Below are 19,756 nucleotides of genomic sequence, written 5' to 3' on the forward strand. Positions count from 1 at the left end.
TCCTGAGGGCAGTGGGTGATGCGTGAACCAGTGGTGGCCCCGGAGCTCTACATCAACCGGGAGCTGAGCTGGATCGCCTTCAACAGCCGGGTGCTGGCCCAGGCACTCGATCCCCGCACGCCGTTGCTTGAACAGGCGAAATTCAGCGCCATTTTCAGCAACAACCTCGATGAATTCTTCATGGTGCGGGTGGCTTCGCTGAAGTCGCAGCTGGAGGCGGGTGTGGACACCCTCAGCGACGACGGTCTCACCCCGAAGCAGCAGCTGCAGGCGATTCATGAGCGGCTGCGGCCGCTGCTGGAACAGCAGCAGGCGCACTATCGCGGCCACATGAAGCGCAGCCTGGCGGAGCACGGCGTGCACCTGCTCGACTACCAGCGGCTCAACAAGGCCCAGAAACAGTGGGCCGACGACTACTTCAAGACGGCGATCTTTCCGGTGCTCACCCCGCTGGCGGTGGATCCGGCGCACCCGTTTCCGTTCATGAGCAACCTGAGCCTGAACGTGGCGGCGTTGATCCGCGATCCGGACACTGGCCAGCAGCAGTTCGCCCGGGTGAAGGTGCCGCAGAAGAACCTGCCGCGCTTCGTGCAGATTCCCACCGAGCTCAGCGGCCGCAACGCCAAGGACGTGGTGTATTGCGCCGTGCCGCTCGAGCAGGTGGTGGCCTTCAACCTGCAACTGCTGTTCCCGGGCATGACGATCGAGGGGCACTACTTCTTCCGCATCACCCGCGACGCTGACCTGGAACTGCGGGATCTGGAGGCGGACGATCTGATGGAGGCGCTGCAGGAAGGCCTGCGCAAGCGGCGGCGGGGCGGCGAGGTGGTGCGCCTGGAGGTGGCCGATGAGATGCCCGAGGAAGTGGTGGAGCAGCTGGTGGAAGCCACCGATGTGGAACCGGAAGACCTCTACCGGATCAATGGCCCCCTGGGCCTCGACGACCTGATGAGCCTGCTGGCCATTCCCCTGCCGCAGCTCAAGGACAAGCCGCACATCGGCCGCACCAACGTGGCCCTGGCACGCACCCAGAAGAGCCGCCTGGAGGATGGCTCGCTGAAGGCCGAAGACTTCCAGAGCATCTTCGCGGTGCTGCGCCGCAACGACGTTCTGCTGCACCACCCCTACGACCTGTTCGCCACCTCGGTGGAGGAATTCATCAACCAGGCCGCCGATGACCCCTCGGTCATGGCGATCAAGATGACCCTCTACCGCACCTCCAAGAATTCGCCGATCATTTCGGCGCTGATCCGGGCGGCCGAGAACGGCAAGCAGGTGATGGCGCTGGTGGAGCTGAAGGCTCGCTTCGACGAGGACAACAACATCCAGTGGGCCCGCCAGCTGGAGCGCTCCGGGGTCCACGTGGTGTACGGGGTGCTCGGCCTCAAGACCCACACCAAGATCATGCTGGTGGTGCGCAAGGAGAAGGAGCGGTTGCGCAGCTACGTGCACATCGGCACCGGCAACTACAACTCCAAAACCTCCAGCCTCTACACCGACATCGGCCTGCTCTCGGCGAACGAGGACCTGGGCAAGGATCTGGTGGAGTTGTTCAACTACCTCACCGGCTTCTCCAAGCAGCAGAGCTTCCGCCGCCTGCTGGTGGCGCCGGTCACGCTGCGCAAGGGCATGGAGGGGCTGATCCAGCGTGAGATCGACCATGCCCGCGCCGGCCTCGGCGGCTCGATCCGGGCAAAAATGAATTCGCTGGTGGATCCGCCGATCATCGCCCTGCTCTATGCGGCCTCCCAGGCCGGGGTCACTGTTGAGCTGGTGATCCGGGGCATGTGCAGCCTGCGGCCGGGCGTGCCCGGCGTGAGCGACAACATCAAGGTGGTGAGCGTGATCGGGCGCTTCCTGGAGCACTCCCGCCTGTTCCGCTTCGGCAATGGCGGCGAACCGGAAATGTATTTCGGCAGCGCCGACTGGATGCCCCGCAACCTGGATCGGCGGGTGGAAGCGGTGGCACCGATCAAGGATCCGGCCCAGCACTTAGTGCTGGATCGGCTGCTCGATACGTATCTCAATGACAATGTCGCCGCCTGGGACATGCAACCCGACGGCACCTTCATCCAACGGCAGGCGGAAGGGGAGGAGCATTGCGCCCAGCTGGATCTGATCAACGGCTGGCGCACTTCGCTGCAACCCGCAGCAAACGCCTGAGCCCGGATCAGGGTCCGCGCACAGCGGCGGCCGCTGCCCCTGGCGGGCGGCCGACGCTCAACGTGGCGAAACACAGGCCACCACAACAGGCACGCCGCACGCGAATAATTGAGAAACAAAGATGTGACGACTTATTTGTGGCGAAAGTAACCGATTCATTACCCTTTCATCGGTATGCCTCTGCTATGTTCCGGCCACAACTAGCAGGAGGCCGGGGTGATGGGGACACCTCCGCGATCCACATCTGCAGCTTCGGCTGCGGGCGGCGGCATCAAGCCACCGCCGCGGGTGGGTCAACAGCGGTCCAGTGGGCGCTTGAGCGTCGATTCGATCGGCTGGTATCTCAGCAACATCGGCCGTGTACCACTTCTTACGGCGGCTGAAGAGATTGAACTGGCGCATCACGTGCAGGGGATGAAACGCCTGCTCGAATTGCCTCCCGAGAGTCTCACCGTGCGGCAGCGGCACCAGATCCGCATGGGCACCCGTGCCCGCGACCGCATGATGGCCGCCAACCTGCGGCTGGTGGTGAGCGTCGCCAAGAAGTACCAGAACCAGGGCCTCGAGCTGCTCGATCTGGTGCAGGAAGGGGCGATCGGGCTGGAGCGCGCCGTCGACAAGTTCGATCCGGCCATGGGCTACAAGTTCTCCACCTATGCCTATTGGTGGATCCGCCAGGGCATGACCCGGGCGATCGACAACAGCGCCCGCACGATCCGGCTGCCGATCCACATCTCCGAGAAGCTCTCGAAGATGCGGCGCATCACCCGCGAGCTGTCGCACCGCTTCGGCCGCCAGCCCAACCGGCTGGAGCTGGCCCATGCCATGGGCATGGAGCCCCGCGAGCTGGAGGAGCTGATCGCCCAGAGCGCTCCCTGTGCCTCCCTCGACGCCCACGCCCGCGGCGAGGAAGACCGCAGCACCCTGGGTGAGCTCATCGCCGATCCGGCCAGCCACGAGCCCATGGACCACATGGACCGCAGCCTGCAGAAGGAGCACCTGGGCGCCTGGCTCTCCCAGCTCAATGAGCGGGAGCAGAAGATCCTCAAGCTGCGTTTTGGCCTGGAGGGCTCCGAGCCGCTCACGCTCGCCGAGATCGGCCGCGCGATCAATGTGTCGCGCGAACGGGTGCGCCAGCTGGAGGCCAAGGCGATCATGAAGCTGCGGCTGATGAGCAACTTCCAGCAGGCCGCCTGAGGCCCTTGGCGCTGCCGCTCTGGTGGGAGGAGCTGGGCGAGGAATGGCGGCAGGCCCTCGGTGTTGCCGCCGTTCTGTTGTGGCTGGCGCTGGTGGTGCTGCTGGCGTTGCAGACCCGGGCCCGCTGGCCGCAGCGGGCGGAGTGGAGCCGCAAGGTGCTGCACATCGGCACCGGACCGGTGGTGCTGATCGCTTGGGGGCTGGGAATCGAGCGCTGGATCGCCCTGCCGGCGGCGGCGGCGGTCACCGTGGCGGCGGCGCTCAACCACCGCTTCCGCCTGCTGCCGGCGGTGGAGGACGTGGGCCGCGCCAGCTACGGCACCGTGGCCTACGGCGCCGCCATCACCACCTTGCTGGCCCTGTTCTGGCCGCAGCGCAGTGATGCGGTGGCGGCCGGGGTGCTGGTGATGGCCTGCGGCGATGGGTTGGCGGGCCTGCTGGGGGCGTCGATCGCGTCGCCGAGCTGGACGATCGCCGGCCAGCGCAAATCTCTGCTGGGCACTAGCGCGATGGGGCTGGTGAGCCTGGCGGTGCTGGCCGCGCTGCGGCTGGCCCTGCAGGCGGGCGGCGGGCTTGGCCCGTCGCTGCCGGCGCTGGTGGCGATCGCGGCGGTAGCGATGCTGCTGGAGCAGTTTGCCTTGCTGGGCATCGACAACCTGGCCGTGCCGGTGGCGGTGGGCCTGCTCTGGAGTTTGCTGGGCGCTCAGGCCTGAAGCATGCGCTCGCAGCGGTGGCGCCAGTCGTCGCGGGTGCCCAGACCCGCCACGATCAGCCGGTCGCTGGGCTCTTCCCGCAGCCGCAGCTGCCACTGACGGATCACCTCGGCGCGCTCCATCCACACGTTCAGCACGGTGCGCTGGATGCCTTCAGGATCCCAGCCCCGCTGCTGCGAGGAGGCCAGGGCCCAACCGAGCAGGTCATCGAGCTGAAAGGGGCGGAAGCCGGCGAAGACGGGGCCGCTGTGGCCGGCGGCGGAAGATGTCTGCTCCAGATAGAACATCTGCAGCGGCTCTGACAATCCGCAGAATTGCAATAGATAAGACATACCGCCTTCCCTGCAACGTGGTGAAGGCAAATTAGGGAGATTCACTCCAGCGACTGTTCCAGCTGAACAGTTCGTTGCAGAGCATCAATCTGGCACTCACGATTAGAGAGTGCCAGCTACACAATCAGGTGGTCAGACCGCTGCCAGCACCTCGCCGGTGGGCGCCTGGCGCTGAGCCTCCTTCACCGCTTCGGCCAGGCCGGCGAGCACCTCGCGGGTGGTGTCCAGGTCGATGCAGGCATCGGTGATGCTCTGGCCGTAGGTGAGCTGGGAGAGATCCGCCGGGATCTTCTGATTGCCCGCCACCAGGTGGCTTTCGATCATCACGCCCATCACCGGGCAGGCGGCCTGGCGCAGCTGCTCACCCACCTGAGCCAGCACCTGGCCCTGCAGGCGGTAGTCCTTGTTGGAGTTGCCGTGGCTGCAGTCCACCATCAGCCGCGCCGGCAAGCCGGCCTTGGCCAGCGAGGCCGCCGCCGCTGCCACCGCTTCCGGGTGGTAGTTGGTGCCGCCCTTGCCGCCGCGCAGCACCAGGTGGCCATCGGGGTTGCCGGTGGTGGACACGATCGCCGCATGGCCCTGGCGGCTGATGCCGAGGAAATGGTGCGGGCGGGCGGCCGCCTCCATGGCGTTGATCGCCGTCATGACGCTGCCGTCGGTGCCGTTCTTGAAGCCGATCGGCATCGACAGGCCCGAAGCCATCTCGCGGTGCGTCTGGCTTTCGGTGGTGCGGGCGCCGATCGCCGTCCAGCTGATCAGATCGGCGATGTACTGGGGCACCACCGGATCGAGCAGTTCGGTGGCGGCGGGCAGGCCGAGCTCGGCGAGATGGAGCAACAGACCGCGCGCCAGGCGCAGGCCGGTGTTGATGTCGTAGCTGCTGTCGAGATGGGGATCGTTGATCAGCCCCTTCCAGCCCACGGTGGTGCGCGGCTTCTCGAAATACACCCGCATCACGATCTCCAGCTGATCGAGGTGCTCCGCCCGCACCCGGGCGATGGCAGCGGCGTACTCCTGGGCGGCTGTCACGTCGTGGACGGAGCAGGGCCCCACGATCACCAGCAGGCGCGAATCACGGCCGTGCAGGATCGCCTTGATGCGCTCGCGGGCGCCGGCCACCACCGCCGCCGCCGCTTCGCCGAGGGGCAGCTCCCGGTGCAGCACCGCCGGCGCCACCAGCGGCCGGGTCTCCACCACATGGAGGTCGGAGGTGGGGATCATGGCGGCAGGCGGAGGGGCGCTCGAAGACCCACCCTAGAAGCCGGCTGCCACGCCCCCCTTACCGCCACCGTTCTGCAGCCGATGCCACCGTTGGCGGTCCGGCGGCCGCAAAGAATGGAAGCCTCCCGTACGTTCAAGGGATGACCCCTTCTCCTATGGCTTCGTCCCCCATCGCCGCCGCCGATCTGCTGGCCACCTACCGCACTGCCGCTGCGGAACGTGAGGCCCTCGGCGTGCCGCCGCTGCCGCTCTCGGCGCCTCAGGCCCAGGCCCTCACCGAGCTGCTGGAGCAACCGCCCGCCGGCGAGGAGGCGTTCCTGCTGGATCTGCTGAGCGAACGGATCCCGCCGGGGGTGGATGAGGCGGCCTACGTCAAGGCGGGCTGGCTGAGCGCCGTGGCCCAGGGGCTGGCCACCAGTCCGCTGGTGGATCCGATCGCGGCCACCCGGCTGCTGGCCACGATGATCGGCGGCTACAACGTGGGGGCGCTGATCACGCTGCTGAGCCACGCCGATGCGGCGATCGCCGCCGAGGCCGCCACGGGGCTGAGCGGCACCCTGCTCGTCTACGACGCCTTCAACGACGTGCTGGAGCTGGCGGAGACCAACCCGTGGGCGAAGCAGGTGGTGGAGAGCTGGGCCGAGGCCGCCTGGTTCACCAAGAAGGCACCGCTGGCGGAGGCGATCACCGTGACGGTGTTCAAGGTGGAGGGGGAAACCAACACCGACGACCTCTCGCCGGCCACCCACGCCACCACCCGCCCCGACATTCCCCTGCACGCCCAGGCGATGCTGGAGACGCGCCAACCCGGCGGCCTCGAGCAGATCACTGCTCTCAAGGCGAAAGGCCATCCGGTGGCCTATGTGGGCGATGTGGTGGGCACCGGCAGCTCGCGCAAATCGGCGATCAACTCGGTGCTGTGGCACACCGGCACCGACATTCCCCATGTGCCCAACAAGCGCTCCGGCGGGGTGATCCTGGGCGGCAAGATCGCGCCGATCTTCTTCAACACGGCCGAGGATTCCGGCGCCCTGCCGATCGAATGCGATGTGGCGGCGCTGAACACCGGCGATGTGATCACGATCCGCCCCTACGACGGCACGATTGAGCGCGCGGCGGGTGAAGCCGGGGCCGGCGAAATCGTGGCCCGCTTCGAGCTCAAGCCCAGCACGATCACCGATGAGGTGCGCGCCGGCGGCCGCATCCCGCTGCTGATCGGCCGCTCCCTGACCGACAAGGTGCGCGCCCGCCTGGGCCTGCCCGCCTCCGACCTGTTCATCCGTCCGGTGGCACCCACCGACACTGGCAAGGGCTTCACACTGGCCCAGAAGATGGTGGGCAAAGCCTGCGGCCTGGCCGGGGTGCGGCCCGGCACCAGCTGCGAACCGCTGATGACCACCGTGGGCTCGCAGGACACCACCGGGCCGATGACCCGCGACGAGATGAAGGAACTGGCCTGCCTGGGCTTCTCCTCCGACCTGGTGCTGCAGAGCTTCTGCCACACCGCCGCCTACCCGAAGCCGGTGGATCTCAAGACCCACGCCGAACTGCCGGATTTCATCAGCTCCCGCGGCGGCGTGGCCCTGCGCCCCGGCGACGGCATCATCCACAGCTGGCTCAACCGCATGCTGCTTCCAGACACGGTGGGCACCGGCGGTGACAGCCACACCCGCTTCCCGCTGGGCATCTCCTTCCCGGCCGGCTCGGGCCTGGTGGCCTTCGCCGCCGCGATCGGTGCCATGCCGCTCGACATGCCCGAATCGGTGCTGGTGCGCTTCAGCGGTTCGCTGCAGCCGGGCGTGACCCTGCGCGATGTGGTGAACGTGATCCCGTGGGTGGCGATCCAGAAGGGTCTGCTCACGGTGGCGAAAGCGGGCAAGAAGAACGTGTTCTCCGGCCGCATCCTTGAAATCGAAGGGCTGCCGGATCTCAAGCTCGAGCAGGCGTTTGAGTTGACGGACGCCTCCGCCGAACGCTCCTGTGCCGGCTGCACGATCAAGCTCTCGGAAGAGACGGTGGCGGAATACCTGCGCAGCAACGTGGCGCTGCTCAAGAACATGATCGCCAGGGGCTACAGCGATGCCCGCACCATGGCCCGCCGCATCCAGGCGATGGAGGCGTGGCTGGCGGATCCGCAGCTGCTGAGCGCCGATGCCGACGCCGAGTACGCCGAAGTGATCGAGATCAACCTCGATGAACTCACCGAACCGGTGCTGGCCTGCCCGAACGATCCCGACAACGTCAAGCTGCTGAGCGAGGTGGCGGGCGACCGGATCGATGAGGTGTTCATCGGCTCCTGCATGACCAACATCGGCCACTACCGCGCCGCCGCCACGGTGCTGGACGGGGCCGGCACCAGCGCCGCCCGCCTGTGGGTGTGCCCCCCCACCCGCATGGACGATGAGGTGCTGCGCGCCGAGGGTTACACCGCCAAGTTCGAAACCGCCGGCGCCCGCATGGAGCTGCCAGGCTGCTCGCTGTGCATGGGCAACCAGGCCCGGGTAGAAGACAACACCACGGTGTTCTCCACCAGCACGCGCAACTTCAACAACCGCCTCGGCAATGGCGCCCAGGTGTATCTGGGCAGCGCCGAACTGGCGGCCGTGTGTGCGCTGCTGGGCCGCATTCCCACGCCGGCCGAATACCTGGAGATCGCGGCGGCCAAGATCGATCCACTCTCCGACCAGCTCTACCGCTACCTCAACTTCGACCAGATCGACGGCTTCAGCGACGCCGGCCGCGTGGTGAGCGTGGAGGAGGAGGAGAAGGTGCTGGCGGGGGTCTGAGCGCTGGCAGGCTCGGGGCCTGCTTTCAAAGCGGCAGAAACTCTGTGAGCAACTCCACCGAAAGCAGGCGCTCGGGGGAATCGGGCGTGGCCTCGAACAATGCCCGCCATTCCGGGTTGCTGGCTTCGTAGGCCGTTCGGGCGCCGTAGGCGGCCATGTCGTCGTATTCGATGTGAAGGATCAGGCGCTCCGTGTCAGGCCCTGGCACGGAGCAGCGGAACAGCTTGAACGCCCGCGGCATCACAGGACTGGTGAACCGGGGCGAACCGGCCTGCGCCAGCTTCTCGAGAAAGTCGCCGGTGCGGCCCGGCTTCACTTCGTAAATGAAGCGAGCGAGGACTGTCATTGCGGCCAATGTCGAGATGGTCCGCTGAGCTTAAGCCGCAGGAAGAACGCAGGCCGTTGAAACGTTTACCGAAAGGATTGGATCCCCTCAAGACTGGAGCGTGAGTGACCAGGGGTAGGTGCACGGAGAATCAACCTGTCAGTTCAAGCACGAGAGGTCAGACATTATTAGCGGATCTGAACGGTAAATGCCCCCTTATCCATGAAGCGCTAGATGGAATTGCTGATGCGTATAGCAGCAACGATGACGGGGGGAATTCCCAAAAAGAGTGTCGAACACCAAAGCCCCAGCACTGACCCACGTTTTGCACTGCACGCCAACGCCGTACCCCCCACGCCAACCAACGCCAATGCGAAGAGCAGAAAGACAACGGCATAGGCTATCTCGCCATCTCGAGAACTTGCCATTAGCGCCCATTGCACCATGAAGGCCAATCCAACCGTATCAATCGCAAGAAAAAACCAGCCGAACGCTTTGAGAGTTTTCGCCATGCAACCTGCTCCACGATACTCACGACTGATTCTTGCAAAAGCCGGTGCCGGCATGGCATGAATACCACGCAACCATCACACATACCCGCAGCCTGCGCCGCAAAGATGGAATGACGCAACATCGACACCGATGATCGCGGGCAACCGAACAGCTTGCTGAACAGACACGCTCCACGTCATGTCAGCAGCGCTCGAAAGGGGGTGCCATTCCATCCTCATCACATTCAGCCCATGCTGGGATCCATTGATGCTCAGCGTGCCAGTCGCGCCCGTATGTCCTGGAGCCGGGCGATGTTGTTCACGATCAACGGAGCGCTGTCGAGGCCCTCGAGATAATCGAACACATAGGCGAGCACGGCATAGATGGCGCCGGCACTGAACACCGGCGATCGGGTGAAGTCGATCAGCAGCACCACCAGCGCCACGATCGTGGCGAGTTCCGTCACGGTCCAGGTCCACGACTCGCTGTCGGAGAGCTGCACATGCCAGCGACGCACCCGGCCGAAGTGGCGACGCAGACGCAGCGGGCGCGCCGCCTCAATGTCCGCGATCTCGCGTTCGATCTGGTCGTTAAGGCCGCGATGCAAGCGAAGGGCGCGCCGCCAGTACCAGGCGTTGACGAGCCCCATCGGCAGCAGCACTGCCATCGCGATGAATCCCGCCTGGAGGTCGTAGGTGAACAGCATCACCAGCGAGCCCACCACGGTCACCACCTGGGAGAACATCGCCGGCACATCAGCCTCGAAGAAGCCGACCATGTCGCGCATCATCTCGACCCGCGCCGACACGATGCTCGTGCCGTGGCCGAGGTGCTTCTGCTCAGCGACGGTGAGCACGGCGAGGCGGGCATAGAGGCCCATGAAGACCCGGGTATCGAAGCGCTGCCGTACGAAGGCCGTGACCAGGTGCACGAGCCACACGGCGATCAGCGCCGAAAGGCCCCGGTAGCTGCCCTTCAGCAGCCCGTCCACCGCCCAGCCGGTGATGGCCGGATAGGCCAGCATGCAGAGGTTCTCCAGCAGCGTCAGGGTGTAGGTGCCGGCGATCGACAGCCGTTCACTGCGGGAGAGGGTGGAAAGGAGCGTCTGCGGCATCACCTGGCCCTGATGTCACCAGCCTGACTGCTTGGGAGGCTCAGAGCCGCGACCAGCGCAGCAGGCTGATGCCCCCCAGGGCGATCGGCAGCAGTCCCGTCACCACGATGAACCAGGTGCCGTCGTCTGGCGCACCCATCAGAGCCGCCTTGCCCTGGAGCAGCACCAGCGCGCCACCCAACACCGCCAACAGGCCAGCCACCATGACCCAAGCCAGGCGCCTACGGCCGGGGCGTGTCCGTGCAAAGGCCAGCAGCCCCAAGCCCAGGGGCAACGCGACCAGCACGTAATGAACCACCAGAGGAACAAGGAAGGAGAAGAACGTCATCGCTCGGATGGCATGGCTGGGATGATGGCTCAGGCCATGGTGGAGCGCCTTACAACGCGCTGCCCTTGGCTGCTGCACGTATCTTCAGCGCACGTGCATCTCCCTGCTTGGCGGGATAACGAACCGCATGCCGGATCAGCCACTGCAGGTCAGCGGAGGCACCTTCCCGCAACCAACGCTCACAGGTGGTAAAGACGAGTTCCGGATGGTCTTTGGCGATGTCCCCCAGGTGGTTGGCAACGCTGCGGCGGACGTACAGCGATGAATCGTTCTTCAGAGATTCAAGGATGGGAAGCGTTGGCCTCGGATCGGCCACAAACGAAGGAATGCGTTTCCCCCAAGGGAGCCTTGGCCGCGTCCCCTCGCTGCAGAGGCGCCTTACATGCGGATTAGGGTCGGTGATCCACTGATCAACCTTCTCCAACGTGCGCGCCTGCTGCCGGATCAGAAACGTGCGGATGGCAAATTCCGAGGTGAAGCGCATGGTGAGGGCATGCAAAGCCAGCATCGACGTGTCAAAAGGATCGTTGCCGCTGCTGTGTTGGACATCCTGCCCGTACTCAGAAATAAAGAAGCTGTGTGGAAGATAGAAAAAGCCTGCCAGCCCCATCTCTTCTGCTGCTGACTTCTCCGGCGTCAACGACGCCATGAGGACCTGAACAGCCTCCTGGTAGTTCCCAGGCAGGACGTCACGAAGCGCCCTGGCGATATGCATTCCACGCTGCATGATGGCCAACGGCTCAATGCCTGCCAGTGCGGATTCGCAGAATCGGCTAACCGGAAAGTCTGCATCAACAATCTGCAGGTTGTTCGCCAGACACTCAATGGCCTCCTGGCCCAGCAGGTGCTTCAGAGGCGTGCCCTTCTGAATGGATCGGGGCGCTGCAGGGATCGTGGGTATTCGAGGCGTCATCAAGGCCCGATCAATGCCAAGGCCCATCGAGATGGGCCATCGGCTGTGTGGTGTCAGGTTGGAGCGTTGGCAAGATCGCTGGCCACCTGAGCAAGAATCTCGTTCGCATGGCTGATAGCAATGAAGTGGCCTGCTCCGCTGATGGAACGCCAGATGGCACCAGTTTGTCATCCGTTCCCTGCCAGAAGTGGACCGGAAGCGTGACTTTGGTCATGTCAAACGGCCAAGCCTCATAGAGCATCGTGGCGTCAGCGACAAGCCCCTCAACGCCCTGCCGAAAGCATTCCCGTGATGCCTCCAGAGAAGATGCGGGGAATGGCTCGCCCCGTCGCCCCGGTCACCGATGGGATCGAGCCGGCAGAGGGCTCAGCCCCCCACCACCAGGGCATCGACAATCTCATAGCGTTCAAAGTTCTCCCCAAGACTGAGCACCGAGCTATCCCCGCGACGCTGCACCGAGAGCCGCTCAGGTTGATCCGAAGCAACCGCCTTTCCCTTCACGAACAGGAACTGACGCTTCTGCCCCTCGGGGTTCGTCACCACCACCGTGGCACTGTTGTTGGCCCTGCGGATCACGAAGGCCTTACATCTGGTGGCCTTGCCGCTGCTCCCGGACACACAAGGAACCTCCGCCGAAGCGTGGTACGGAGTGCCGGGGATCAGGGCATCGCGGGAAGCGGGCACAGGCGCGAGGGGAGCACCGCCGATGCCCACCTTCAGGCTGTAGGTGCTCGTTTCGTTGCGGCGCGCAGCCGGCCGCATCAGGTACACCCTCACCCTCACGTCGCCATCGCTGGGCAGGAGGCCACGGAAGCGGTTGACGGAGCTGCTGCCGATAAACAAGGCGGTGTCGGTCCCGGCCGCCATCACGTTGACGTAGTTCTGCGGATTGGACCCCTTGAGCTCCACCGTCAGGGTCTGACCGGCGCCGGCCCGCAGTTTGTAGTCGACGGTCTGGTCGCCCTTGAGCTGGCCCTTGAGCAAGGCGGAATCGGCGCCGGCTCGAAACGTGACCCGTTGACTCTCGATCGCCACCTGGGCCAGGGCGCCCCCAGCGGGGAGGCTGATGGCCAGGAGGCCAGCGCCCAATGAGGCGAGTGGAGAACGCATCGGACGCTTCGGGGGGAGAATTAAATAACCTACTTCGCTTTCACTCCGGAATGTTGCTGATCGCCGATGGCCTGACTTGCTGGGCTTGCGCATTCCGCCCCCAACGAAGGACTGCGATGACGCAGATGATCGCGATGGGGTACACGGAGTATTGAATAGAGGAGGGTGCTGCGCCGACAGCGACGTTCAGGAACAAGGCACTGTCCCAAAGCCCATGCAGAATCATCGATAGAATCAGAGTGCCGGACATGCGACGAATGGCGTAGAAGCCACTGCCCATGATGAATGTCAACAGCACCTGCACAGGCATGGCACATAGCGGAAATCCGAAGAGGACGTTAGGAAGATGAAGTGCGGAAAACAAGAGGGAACTGATCAGCCATACCTTGCCCTCACTAACGCGACTTCGAAGGCCCACGATCAGGCTTCCCCGAGTGATCATTTCCTCGCCGAATCCAACTCCCACGGCTCCGAGCATTGACCAACCAAGAAGCTCAGAGGTGGGCTGTTTCGGTAGCACACCCAGGAAGTTAATCACAATCACCACTGCCATCGCGATAGGAAGGATCCAAACCCACTGAGGGCCGGATCTCGTTTTATCGAACAGAACCATGCGCCACCATCCCAGGGCAGTGATGGCAACCACAAGGAATGCGGATCCGAAAAGAGTTGGAAACGCATACCACAGCTTCGTGGTTAGCGCATTCTCGCCAATCCGATTGTAGTCGACCCTATTGATGATCCATGTGGCAAAGAAGATTGCCAGATAGCCCAGATATAATTGAACTCCGATCCATACGCTTGGCTTGCGGCTCGACGTGTCATGCTCAGCAGGCTGAAGACAGCGAATCGGATAAGCGCGCCTAGCACTGCACTGGCAGGGAAATCACCTCGCGATCGTATTGGCCTTTCCAGAGTCTCCCATTGATTCCGTGGCTGGATTTAAGGTGTTCTATGACATTCTGGGTGTCACAAGTCAAGCCCAAGGCCGCCGTCCGGAGGGCCGGCGGCCAGAGCGATCAATGGCCTGAGTGTTCAGGCGATCACCTGCAGTTGCTGGGTTCGGTATAGGTGATCGACTGATACCGTCCGTTGGTGGTACGCACAGCCACGCAGCTGTTGGTGCGGGGCTGCTCCCAGTAGGAGAAGGCACTGTCGCCGATCTGGTCGCCACCGCGGTAGGTGTACCCCTTGCTGGTCATCTCGCTCTCAGCACTGGCGCCCTTCACCCCCACCAGCGGCTGCAGTGCGCTCACCGGGGCTCCCACGCGGGCGGGTTCGCTGCTGCCGCCCTTGTTCGATCCGGCAATCAGAGCGCCGATCAGCCCTCCCAGCGCGACTCCGACGATGGTTGCGCTGGTGGCCTTCTGGGGCCTGTCCTCGAAATCCACGTCAGGGTTCTGCACGTTGTCGAGCTTCACCGAGAGGCGATGATCTCCCCCATCTGTGTTCCACAGGAACACATCGTGGTCGGGCTTGGCGTTGTGGCGCACGTTCACGATCCCGGCGTAGGTCTGCAGTTGCAAAGCCTGAGGGTTGGGGCCAGAGAAGTTGAAGTCGGTGCCGTCATCGAGCTTCACCACAAAGGCATCGGTGCCGCCGGCCGCCTTGTGCTTGAAGCTGCAGTGACCATTGAAGAGCTCATTGCCCGCTCGCTCCAGCTTGCAGCGGCCCGCGGCTCGCACCAGAGTCTCGGCGGACGCGAGCTGATGGAACGGAGCTGACGCCGTGAACAGCAGGAGGCCAGGACCCAGCAGGGCACCGGCGCGTTGGAGGCGAGTCTTCATCGAGCTGGTAGAGGTAGGGATGTCCCAGTGCGAGTCAACTGGAACCTCCTGAGCGTATGGGCTGTCTGCCGCCTCGATCGAGCCTTGTGACTGAACGCTGAGATCCGCCGGACAGCATCCGCAGCCGGCATCCAGGTCATCACCGTCGCGGATCCAGTGGGGCCCCATCCCGCAGCGTCGGTTCCCTGCTCCAGGTAGCGACGCCCGTCGAACATCTGTCGTATGTGGGTGGCTGGCGCACGGACCCTCCAGACAGGCGCAGCCGGCGGCGGAGGCCAAGGTGGGCAGAATGGGGCCACCTGCGCGCTGGAACGGCTGACCTGGTGGTCAACGCCAACGGGCTACCACCATCCGCCTGGGCCAGACTTGTCTGATGGAGCAGCAGACCGGCACCGATCGCATCCTCGACCTGGCCCTCATAGAGGTCGAAGCTGAGACACCGGCGTTCCTTCAGCCCCAGGATGCAGCTCTTGCTCCTTGCCTCCCCTCTGCCGCTCAGTGCTTGGCTTTCGGTTCGACTCTTGGGTCTGTGGATAAAGACAACTGTGGGCTACCTAATCACTTCCGTTGAGCTGAGCGAATTGGCTTGCCTAACGCTCATGATCAGCGGCGGGCAGCAACCCTGTGGCCTTGAAGATATTGTTGGTCCCGGCCGCTGGATCTTGGTGTTAGATGGTACATGAGGTTTTCGCTAGAGGTCTGTCGCAACTACGCGGATTGGAAACTCAAGCTGGTGCTCCCATGTGTAATAGTCAACAGGGCAAGCGTCAGTGACATCTCCTCTTACCCGAAAGATCGACACCTTCACAGGCTCCTCCCAGTAGGCACTGCCGGAATCCGGCGACAATCTTCGTCCACTCGAGCTTCCTGTGCAGTCAACAGCATTCGTTGCCCATGTCTTTTCACCTGAATATTCGCTATATACAAGATAGTCTCCAGCAGGCACAAAGATTGAATACCTCTTTTCTCCGTCGCTTGTTCTCGTGCAACGCTGCTCAGATCCTGTGACAGAAACTGCGCAGACTCTTTGGCCTGGCATAAAGTCAGAAGGATAGACTAGATTCCCGCTGATTCGAAAGGGCGCTTCTGCAATGCTCTTAGTGGTAACCACAGGAATGGTATCAATGACGGATGAAACCGGAACGCGTGAGTCGGACGTACAGAGGTCATTAACTATTTGACCCCAGCCCGTAGCTAATGAGTATTCAGACCACTGCAGCGCCCCGGTATATCTTAGATTTCCTAGCGGACCATTGCTTCTTGCAAGCTTCCTAGACGAACAATCAACAAGAACCGTCATTCTGCTCGCACTGCCATCTGCATAAGAGACAAAGATATTTCTCCAAGCCTTGCCTGTAGGCTTAGCCCAATAAGCCCAAGGAACCAGGGCACCCGAATAGTTACGCCACTCAGCTGCTGCATTGCCCCTATAGGTGCCCGGCAATTCTTGAGGCTTAACCTGAGCGTTAAAGGCAATCAAAACAACAGCTGCCGCGGCAAATCCAGTGCTGCATTGGGAAAGACTAGTTGCTCTCATCTCAATGGCGACCTGCTGTGGTATTCATGAAATTGTGATTTGGTTGGCTTAGGGGGGGGCATAGGGAGAAATAGTAGCCCGGCTGCATCTTTTGCAGCAATCCATCTAACGCTGCCCCTGAGTGGCAGGCAATAACTCTAAAGCGCTAACAGGAAATCGGGGGTGGCCTGTCCACTCAAGAGGCATGTTAGGCGTCATTGGGCAGATTCACTCGAACTAAGAGAGGCATGTGATCGCTCCATTGCAACCAATTGTCAGATTCACCGACCCAAGCTGAGCAGTCACCTAGCCACATGACAGGCGCGAAAGCGTAATCGATGTGATACGCCTTGGCAGTATTCCGCTGCAAAAAGAATGTTGGCTCCGGCTCTGAACCCTGCGGAATTCCCCGGCTGCGGTGATAGACGCTCTCCAGACCCATTTCCGAAAGCTCTCTGACTACATCAGTGTGGTTCCACCACCGATCCCATTTATCCCAGCGAACATTGCTATTCAGATCTCCAACAATCACCGTTGGCTGAGTTGAAAGCACGGCGCGGTGAGCTTGAATGAACTTCCAGAGCTGTCCAATGTATTGGAAGGTAGGTGAGTTTGCTTGCCGTGTCCAGGCAGCCACGAGCAAGAAGCTATCGTGAATCCGGCAAGGAAGAAACAGTTCGAGTTGGCCTAGATCAAGATCGACAGGGGCAATCTTTACTTCGGGAGCGGCGAACACTCCAAGACCCTTGTGCCTGTTATTTCCAGCCCACAGGTAGTTCTTCGCCCATGCCTTATACGAAGCACTCGTGGAGCGACCGGGGTCTTCGCACTCTTGGATGACGGCTATATCAAACTTCAAGGCGTTTAAAGCATCGAGCTTGTTGCGCAAGGCACCGTTGCAGTTCCAGGTCACGATGTGCATACGCCTAACGTTTGAGCTAACCGGACCGTTGCGGTATGTGGCTAAGGGCCCAGAATGAAATGGAGGGCCTTTAGCCGCATGCCGCAATGGGTCCGGTTGAGCGAATGGTTAGGCCTCACCGTGCTTCGCCGGATTGGTTTACCAGTACGTGGGATTGCGGAATGCCTCAACACAGGAAGGTTTGTCACTTCGCGTTTGGATAGGTTTATCTGTCAGTGACTTCCCCAGCCAGCCAAATGGCATTGAGAGCTCCATAGGTGACTGTAGTACCTTCTCCGAGAGTGGCGTAAAGCCAGCCTTACCGTAGAATTCCGGGTCCCCGTATGTAACTACAACTTCAGTGCCTGCTTTGGCCATGAATTCCATGGCGAATCTGATAAGTTCTTTTCCGATGCCGGACCGTTGGTGTGTGGTTAAAACGGCAACGGGAGCGAGCATGTACACAAGACTCTCGTCTTGAAACGTAAGACGAGTGAGGAAGACGGCACCAATAACTGACCTGTCCTCAATGGCGCCAAAGCAAAATACATTTGTATCATCTATGTTGCTAGCTAGTTTGGAGGCAAGGCTTCCAATTAATTTCCCTTCGTCTTCTCCTTCGGTCGAACTGAATGTTGACTGAAACAGCAGTTCAAGATCGGCCTGGCTGTCTTTTCGTAGTAGTTCGAACTGCATTGATTTGGCTCTTTCTGGCATTGTTCGCGCGCCGTGACGCTGGGGTTGGTGTGAGGCCTAACGCTGCCCCTGAGTGGCAGGCAGGGAGTGTGGGGTGGCGAAGCTAAGAGTCGTTGGCGGCCTGACCACTCGAGGGGCTTGTTGGGAGGCAGATATGTGTACTAAGTGATAATATTATCCTTGGATTCGGATTTGGCAAAGGAAAAGATTTCAGCCGGATCCTTGCCTTGAAATACTCCGTCAAGGATTTCACGTATGGGAATGATTTTAACCTCACCGTTCCTTGAAATACTGAGCGTTGACCCCGGTGAGCGTTTCTCCTTCTCGTACAGCATTAAAAGAAACCCCATTGATTTTGAGATTTCTTCATATGCATTCTTTTCTGTGAAATCCTTGCCTTCCGCTTGCAAGAGTGTTGCCAGTTCGGGCTCAATCTCACTCATATTGAGTTTAATTGATAGCTCTCCAGCAAGCTATGCTGCTAAGTGATGAAGCACGCCGTTATTATCACTGGGCATGCTGATTCCAATATTTTCCCCAATTCTTTGCATAGAGATCACTCCGCTTGGATGACAGCCATTCGACTCCAAGTCAAGACATATCCTCTTAATCTGATATTGTGCGCTTATGGCACTTGCCTTTGAGAGCACTATAGATACTGCCAAGACAAGGATGGGCCCAGTGATAAGCGATGAAACAATTATGATAATAGCAATGTTGCCTATTGAGTATGATGGATAGAGGCTTGATGTTAGAAGTAGAAGCAAAGCAGCGATGCAGAAGGTGATCACTATTGCTGAACAAGCTTTGCTAATCTTTCCGAGCCTTTTTGGTAAAACTCCGGCTCACTATGTTTAGTGAATCTCTCGCGAAGGACGAATGTCCTCCGGATTCATCACAATACTCAGAAGCTGCGGATGAAAGATGTTTTTTGAAAAGTGCATAATCATCCTTGACTCGCTCTTGTATGACTCCTCAAACCGCGTTCATGCCAAAAGCAATTTCAAGAAGACTGCTAAAACTAGAAATGGGTGCAGCTGTCATTAGAGTTTCTGAAGAATCAGGATGGTGTCGCTTCAAATCTCATTGATAGGCCTATCGTTCATAAGCTAGTAACAGGATACTTCCCTTTGGCCTCCCAACGCTGATTGGGCGGACCCAGTGAAAGCCTCGCTGTGCCTACCCAGTGAAGCCTAAGAGAGGTAAGGACTGAAGGCAAAGAGACACAAACCCAGGCCAGACCAATGATCCCAGGCTTTCCCAGCCAAGGGACCCAGGTTTTCGGCGGACCCGTATAAAACAGTTCATCTTGTTACAGAAGGTCGGCTGGACTGCTGACTCCCAAGGGCCCGCGGTTCAGCACATGCGTATAGATCATGGTTGTCTGCACATCCTTATGCCCCAGCAGTTCCTGGATCGTGCGGATGTCCTGGCCCCGCTCCAGGAGATGGGTGGCAAACGAATGGCGGAAGGTGTGGGGTGACGCCGGCTTGTGGATCCCTGCAGCAAGCACCGCTCGCCGCACGGCCTTCTGAATCAGGCTGGGATCGAGATGGTGCCGGCCCTGCTCACCTGTGGCCGGATCGCACCATCGGTGGTGTTGTGGAAACACCCACTGCCAGCCCCACTCCACCGGAGCGTTGGGATACTTTCTCCCCAGAGCATGGGGCAGTGGCACCCGGCCATAGCCCTCGGCGAGATCCTGGCGATGCACCCGCCGCACGGCCACCAGGTGGTCCTGCAGCTGCTGGCCCACACGGTTGGGCAGCAGGCTGCGGCGATCCTTGCCGCCCTTGCCGTTGCGAACTGTGAGTTCGCGCCGCTGGAAATCCAGATCCTGCACCCGGAGGCGCAGCGCTTCCATCAGCCGCAGCCCACTGCCGTAAAGCAGCCCGGCCACCAGCCCCTCCACGCCAGACAGCCGCTCCAGCACCGCGCCTACCTCCTGGGGTGTCAGCACCACCGGCAGCCGCTGCCTGGCGCGAGCCCTCACCAGCCCCTCCAGGTCCAGATCCTGCTTCAGCAGCTCCCGGTACCCCCGCTTTCAGGAAAGATGACACCCCTTTCAATCGCACACCCGGGGGCTTGATGGAGCAGATCAATGCGTCGTTACAGCGAGGCCGTGAAGGCTGATGTGAGGAGACGGATGAGCCCGCCGCACC

18 protein-coding genes are annotated in these 19,756 nt (G+C 61.6%); 4 read left to right on the forward strand and 14 right to left on the reverse strand.

Translation table 11 applies throughout. The annotated features are described in order from the left end of the window. The first annotated feature begins 18 nt into the window (after positions 1 to 18). The 3 genes from ppk1 (at position 19) to KBY86_RS13475 (ending at position 4,073) form a co-directional block, all read left to right on the forward strand. The gene (ppk1, locus tag KBY86_RS13465) at positions 19 to 2,163 is read left to right on the forward strand and encodes a polyphosphate kinase 1 (protein WP_255141492.1); all 2,145 of its coding nucleotides are present in this window, start codon (positions 19 to 21) and stop codon (positions 2,161 to 2,163) included. 219 nt (positions 2,164 to 2,382) lie between these two features. Continuing rightward, entirely contained in the window at positions 2,383 to 3,360 is a 978-nt protein-coding gene (locus tag KBY86_RS13470; RefSeq protein WP_094511236.1) for an RpoD/SigA family RNA polymerase sigma factor, read from the forward strand. Positions 3,361 to 3,365: 5 nt separating this feature from the next. Next, positions 3,366 to 4,073 carry a diacylglycerol/polyprenol kinase family protein gene (locus KBY86_RS13475; protein ID WP_399221576.1) on the forward strand — a complete coding sequence of 236 codons (708 nt, stop codon included), beginning with the start codon at positions 3,366 to 3,368 and terminating at the stop codon, positions 4,071 to 4,073. Here the strand turns inward: KBY86_RS13475 and KBY86_RS13480 are convergent. Further along, positions 4,064 to 4,378, reverse strand: a complete 315-nt coding sequence (locus tag KBY86_RS13480) for a hypothetical protein (RefSeq protein WP_315855867.1) — start codon at positions 4,376 to 4,378, stop codon at positions 4,064 to 4,066. The genes KBY86_RS13475 and KBY86_RS13480 overlap by 10 nt on opposite strands. Before the next feature lie 159 nt (positions 4,379 to 4,537). Next, the gene (locus KBY86_RS13485; protein WP_094511234.1) at positions 4,538 to 5,626 is read right to left on the reverse strand and encodes a 3-deoxy-7-phosphoheptulonate synthase; all 1,089 of its coding nucleotides are present in this window, start codon (positions 5,624 to 5,626) and stop codon (positions 4,538 to 4,540) included. A gap of 155 nt (positions 5,627 to 5,781) precedes the next feature. Here KBY86_RS13485 and acnB point away from each other — a divergent pair, with 155 nt between their 5' ends. Next, positions 5,782 to 8,412, forward strand: a complete 2,631-nt coding sequence (acnB, locus tag KBY86_RS13490; protein ID WP_255141493.1) for a bifunctional aconitate hydratase 2/2-methylisocitrate dehydratase — start codon at positions 5,782 to 5,784, stop codon at positions 8,410 to 8,412. Between the two features lie 25 nt (positions 8,413 to 8,437). Here the strand turns inward: acnB and KBY86_RS13495 are convergent, their stop codons facing one another. From KBY86_RS13495 to KBY86_RS13550, 12 genes are all read right to left on the reverse strand, one after another. After that, on the reverse strand, positions 8,438 to 8,758 hold the full coding sequence (locus tag KBY86_RS13495; RefSeq protein ID WP_255141494.1) for an NIPSNAP family protein: 321 nt from the start codon (positions 8,756 to 8,758) through the stop codon (positions 8,438 to 8,440). A gap of 209 nt (positions 8,759 to 8,967) precedes the next feature. Further along, a complete protein-coding gene (locus KBY86_RS13500) occupies positions 8,968 to 9,249 on the reverse strand; it encodes a hypothetical protein (RefSeq protein WP_255141495.1) in 282 nt (93 codons plus the stop codon). A 251-nt stretch (positions 9,250 to 9,500) separates the two neighbouring features. Beyond that, a complete protein-coding gene (locus KBY86_RS13505; protein ID WP_094511230.1) occupies positions 9,501 to 10,343 on the reverse strand; it encodes an ABC transporter six-transmembrane domain-containing protein in 843 nt (280 codons plus the stop codon). Between the two features lie 40 nt (positions 10,344 to 10,383). Continuing rightward, the gene (locus KBY86_RS13510) at positions 10,384 to 10,671 is read right to left on the reverse strand and encodes a hypothetical protein (RefSeq protein ID WP_255141497.1); all 288 of its coding nucleotides are present in this window, start codon (positions 10,669 to 10,671) and stop codon (positions 10,384 to 10,386) included. A 49-nt stretch (positions 10,672 to 10,720) separates the two neighbouring features. Beyond that, complete coding sequence (locus tag KBY86_RS13515; protein ID WP_255141498.1) at positions 10,721 to 11,611, reverse strand: DNA alkylation repair protein; 891 nt, start codon at positions 11,609 to 11,611, stop codon at positions 10,721 to 10,723. Between the two features lie 339 nt (positions 11,612 to 11,950). Continuing rightward, entirely contained in the window at positions 11,951 to 12,673 is a 723-nt protein-coding gene (locus KBY86_RS13520; RefSeq protein ID WP_255141499.1) for a hypothetical protein, read from the reverse strand. Positions 12,674 to 12,734: 61 nt separating this feature from the next. Next, a complete protein-coding gene (locus tag KBY86_RS13525) occupies positions 12,735 to 13,307 on the reverse strand; it encodes a CPBP family intramembrane glutamic endopeptidase (RefSeq protein WP_255141500.1) in 573 nt (190 codons plus the stop codon). Positions 13,308 to 13,737: 430 nt separating this feature from the next. Next, the gene (locus KBY86_RS13530; RefSeq protein ID WP_255141501.1) at positions 13,738 to 14,481 is read right to left on the reverse strand and encodes a hypothetical protein; all 744 of its coding nucleotides are present in this window, start codon (positions 14,479 to 14,481) and stop codon (positions 13,738 to 13,740) included. A gap of 1,724 nt (positions 14,482 to 16,205) precedes the next feature. Further along, on the reverse strand, positions 16,206 to 16,919 hold the full coding sequence (locus KBY86_RS13535) for an endonuclease/exonuclease/phosphatase family protein (RefSeq protein ID WP_255141502.1): 714 nt from the start codon (positions 16,917 to 16,919) through the stop codon (positions 16,206 to 16,208). Between the two features lie 138 nt (positions 16,920 to 17,057). Next, positions 17,058 to 17,594, reverse strand: a complete 537-nt coding sequence (locus tag KBY86_RS13540; protein ID WP_255141503.1) for a GNAT family N-acetyltransferase — start codon at positions 17,592 to 17,594, stop codon at positions 17,058 to 17,060. Between the two features lie 161 nt (positions 17,595 to 17,755). Next, a complete protein-coding gene (locus tag KBY86_RS13545) occupies positions 17,756 to 18,037 on the reverse strand; it encodes a hypothetical protein (protein WP_255141504.1) in 282 nt (93 codons plus the stop codon). Positions 18,038 to 18,906: 869 nt separating this feature from the next. Continuing rightward, positions 18,907 to 19,620, reverse strand: coding sequence for an integron integrase (locus KBY86_RS13550; RefSeq protein ID WP_315855868.1), 714 nt, complete (start codon positions 19,618 to 19,620; stop codon positions 18,907 to 18,909). Between the last annotated feature and the right edge of the window lie 136 nt (positions 19,621 to 19,756).

The sequence above is a fragment of the Synechococcus sp. Lug-A genome (assembly GCF_024345655.1).
GTDB lineage: Bacteria > Cyanobacteriota > Cyanobacteriia > PCC-6307 > Cyanobiaceae > MW101C3.

What these genes read in the sequence shown, in the direction of transcription:
- ppk1 (WP_255141492.1), top strand. Translation starts at nt 19, where the DNA reads ATGCGTGAACCAGTGGTGGCCCCGGAGCTCTACATCAACCGGGAGCTG.
- KBY86_RS13470 (WP_094511236.1), top strand. Translation starts at nt 2,383, where the DNA reads ATGGGGACACCTCCGCGATCCACATCTGCAGCTTCGGCTGCGGGCGGC.
- KBY86_RS13485 (WP_094511234.1), bottom strand. Translation starts at nt 5,626, where the DNA reads ATGATCCCCACCTCCGACCTCCATGTGGTGGAGACCCGGCCGCTGGTG.
- acnB (WP_255141493.1), top strand. Translation starts at nt 5,782, where the DNA reads ATGGCTTCGTCCCCCATCGCCGCCGCCGATCTGCTGGCCACCTACCGC.
- KBY86_RS13495 (WP_255141494.1), bottom strand. Translation starts at nt 8,758, where the DNA reads ATGACAGTCCTCGCTCGCTTCATTTACGAAGTGAAGCCGGGCCGCACC.
- KBY86_RS13500 (WP_255141495.1), bottom strand. Translation starts at nt 9,249, where the DNA reads ATGGCGAAAACTCTCAAAGCGTTCGGCTGGTTTTTTCTTGCGATTGAT.
- KBY86_RS13505 (WP_094511230.1), bottom strand. Translation starts at nt 10,343, where the DNA reads ATGCCGCAGACGCTCCTTTCCACCCTCTCCCGCAGTGAACGGCTGTCG.
- KBY86_RS13510 (WP_255141497.1), bottom strand. Translation starts at nt 10,671, where the DNA reads ATGACGTTCTTCTCCTTCCTTGTTCCTCTGGTGGTTCATTACGTGCTG.
- KBY86_RS13515 (WP_255141498.1), bottom strand. Translation starts at nt 11,611, where the DNA reads ATGGGCCTTGGCATTGATCGGGCCTTGATGACGCCTCGAATACCCACG.
- KBY86_RS13525 (WP_255141500.1), bottom strand. Translation starts at nt 13,307, where the DNA reads ATGGTTCTGTTCGATAAAACGAGATCCGGCCCTCAGTGGGTTTGGATC.
- KBY86_RS13530 (WP_255141501.1), bottom strand. Translation starts at nt 14,481, where the DNA reads ATGAAGACTCGCCTCCAACGCGCCGGTGCCCTGCTGGGTCCTGGCCTC.
- KBY86_RS13535 (WP_255141502.1), bottom strand. Translation starts at nt 16,919, where the DNA reads ATGCACATCGTGACCTGGAACTGCAACGGTGCCTTGCGCAACAAGCTC.
- KBY86_RS13540 (WP_255141503.1), bottom strand. Translation starts at nt 17,594, where the DNA reads ATGCAGTTCGAACTACTACGAAAAGACAGCCAGGCCGATCTTGAACTG.
- KBY86_RS13545 (WP_255141504.1), bottom strand. Translation starts at nt 18,037, where the DNA reads ATGAGTGAGATTGAGCCCGAACTGGCAACACTCTTGCAAGCGGAAGGC.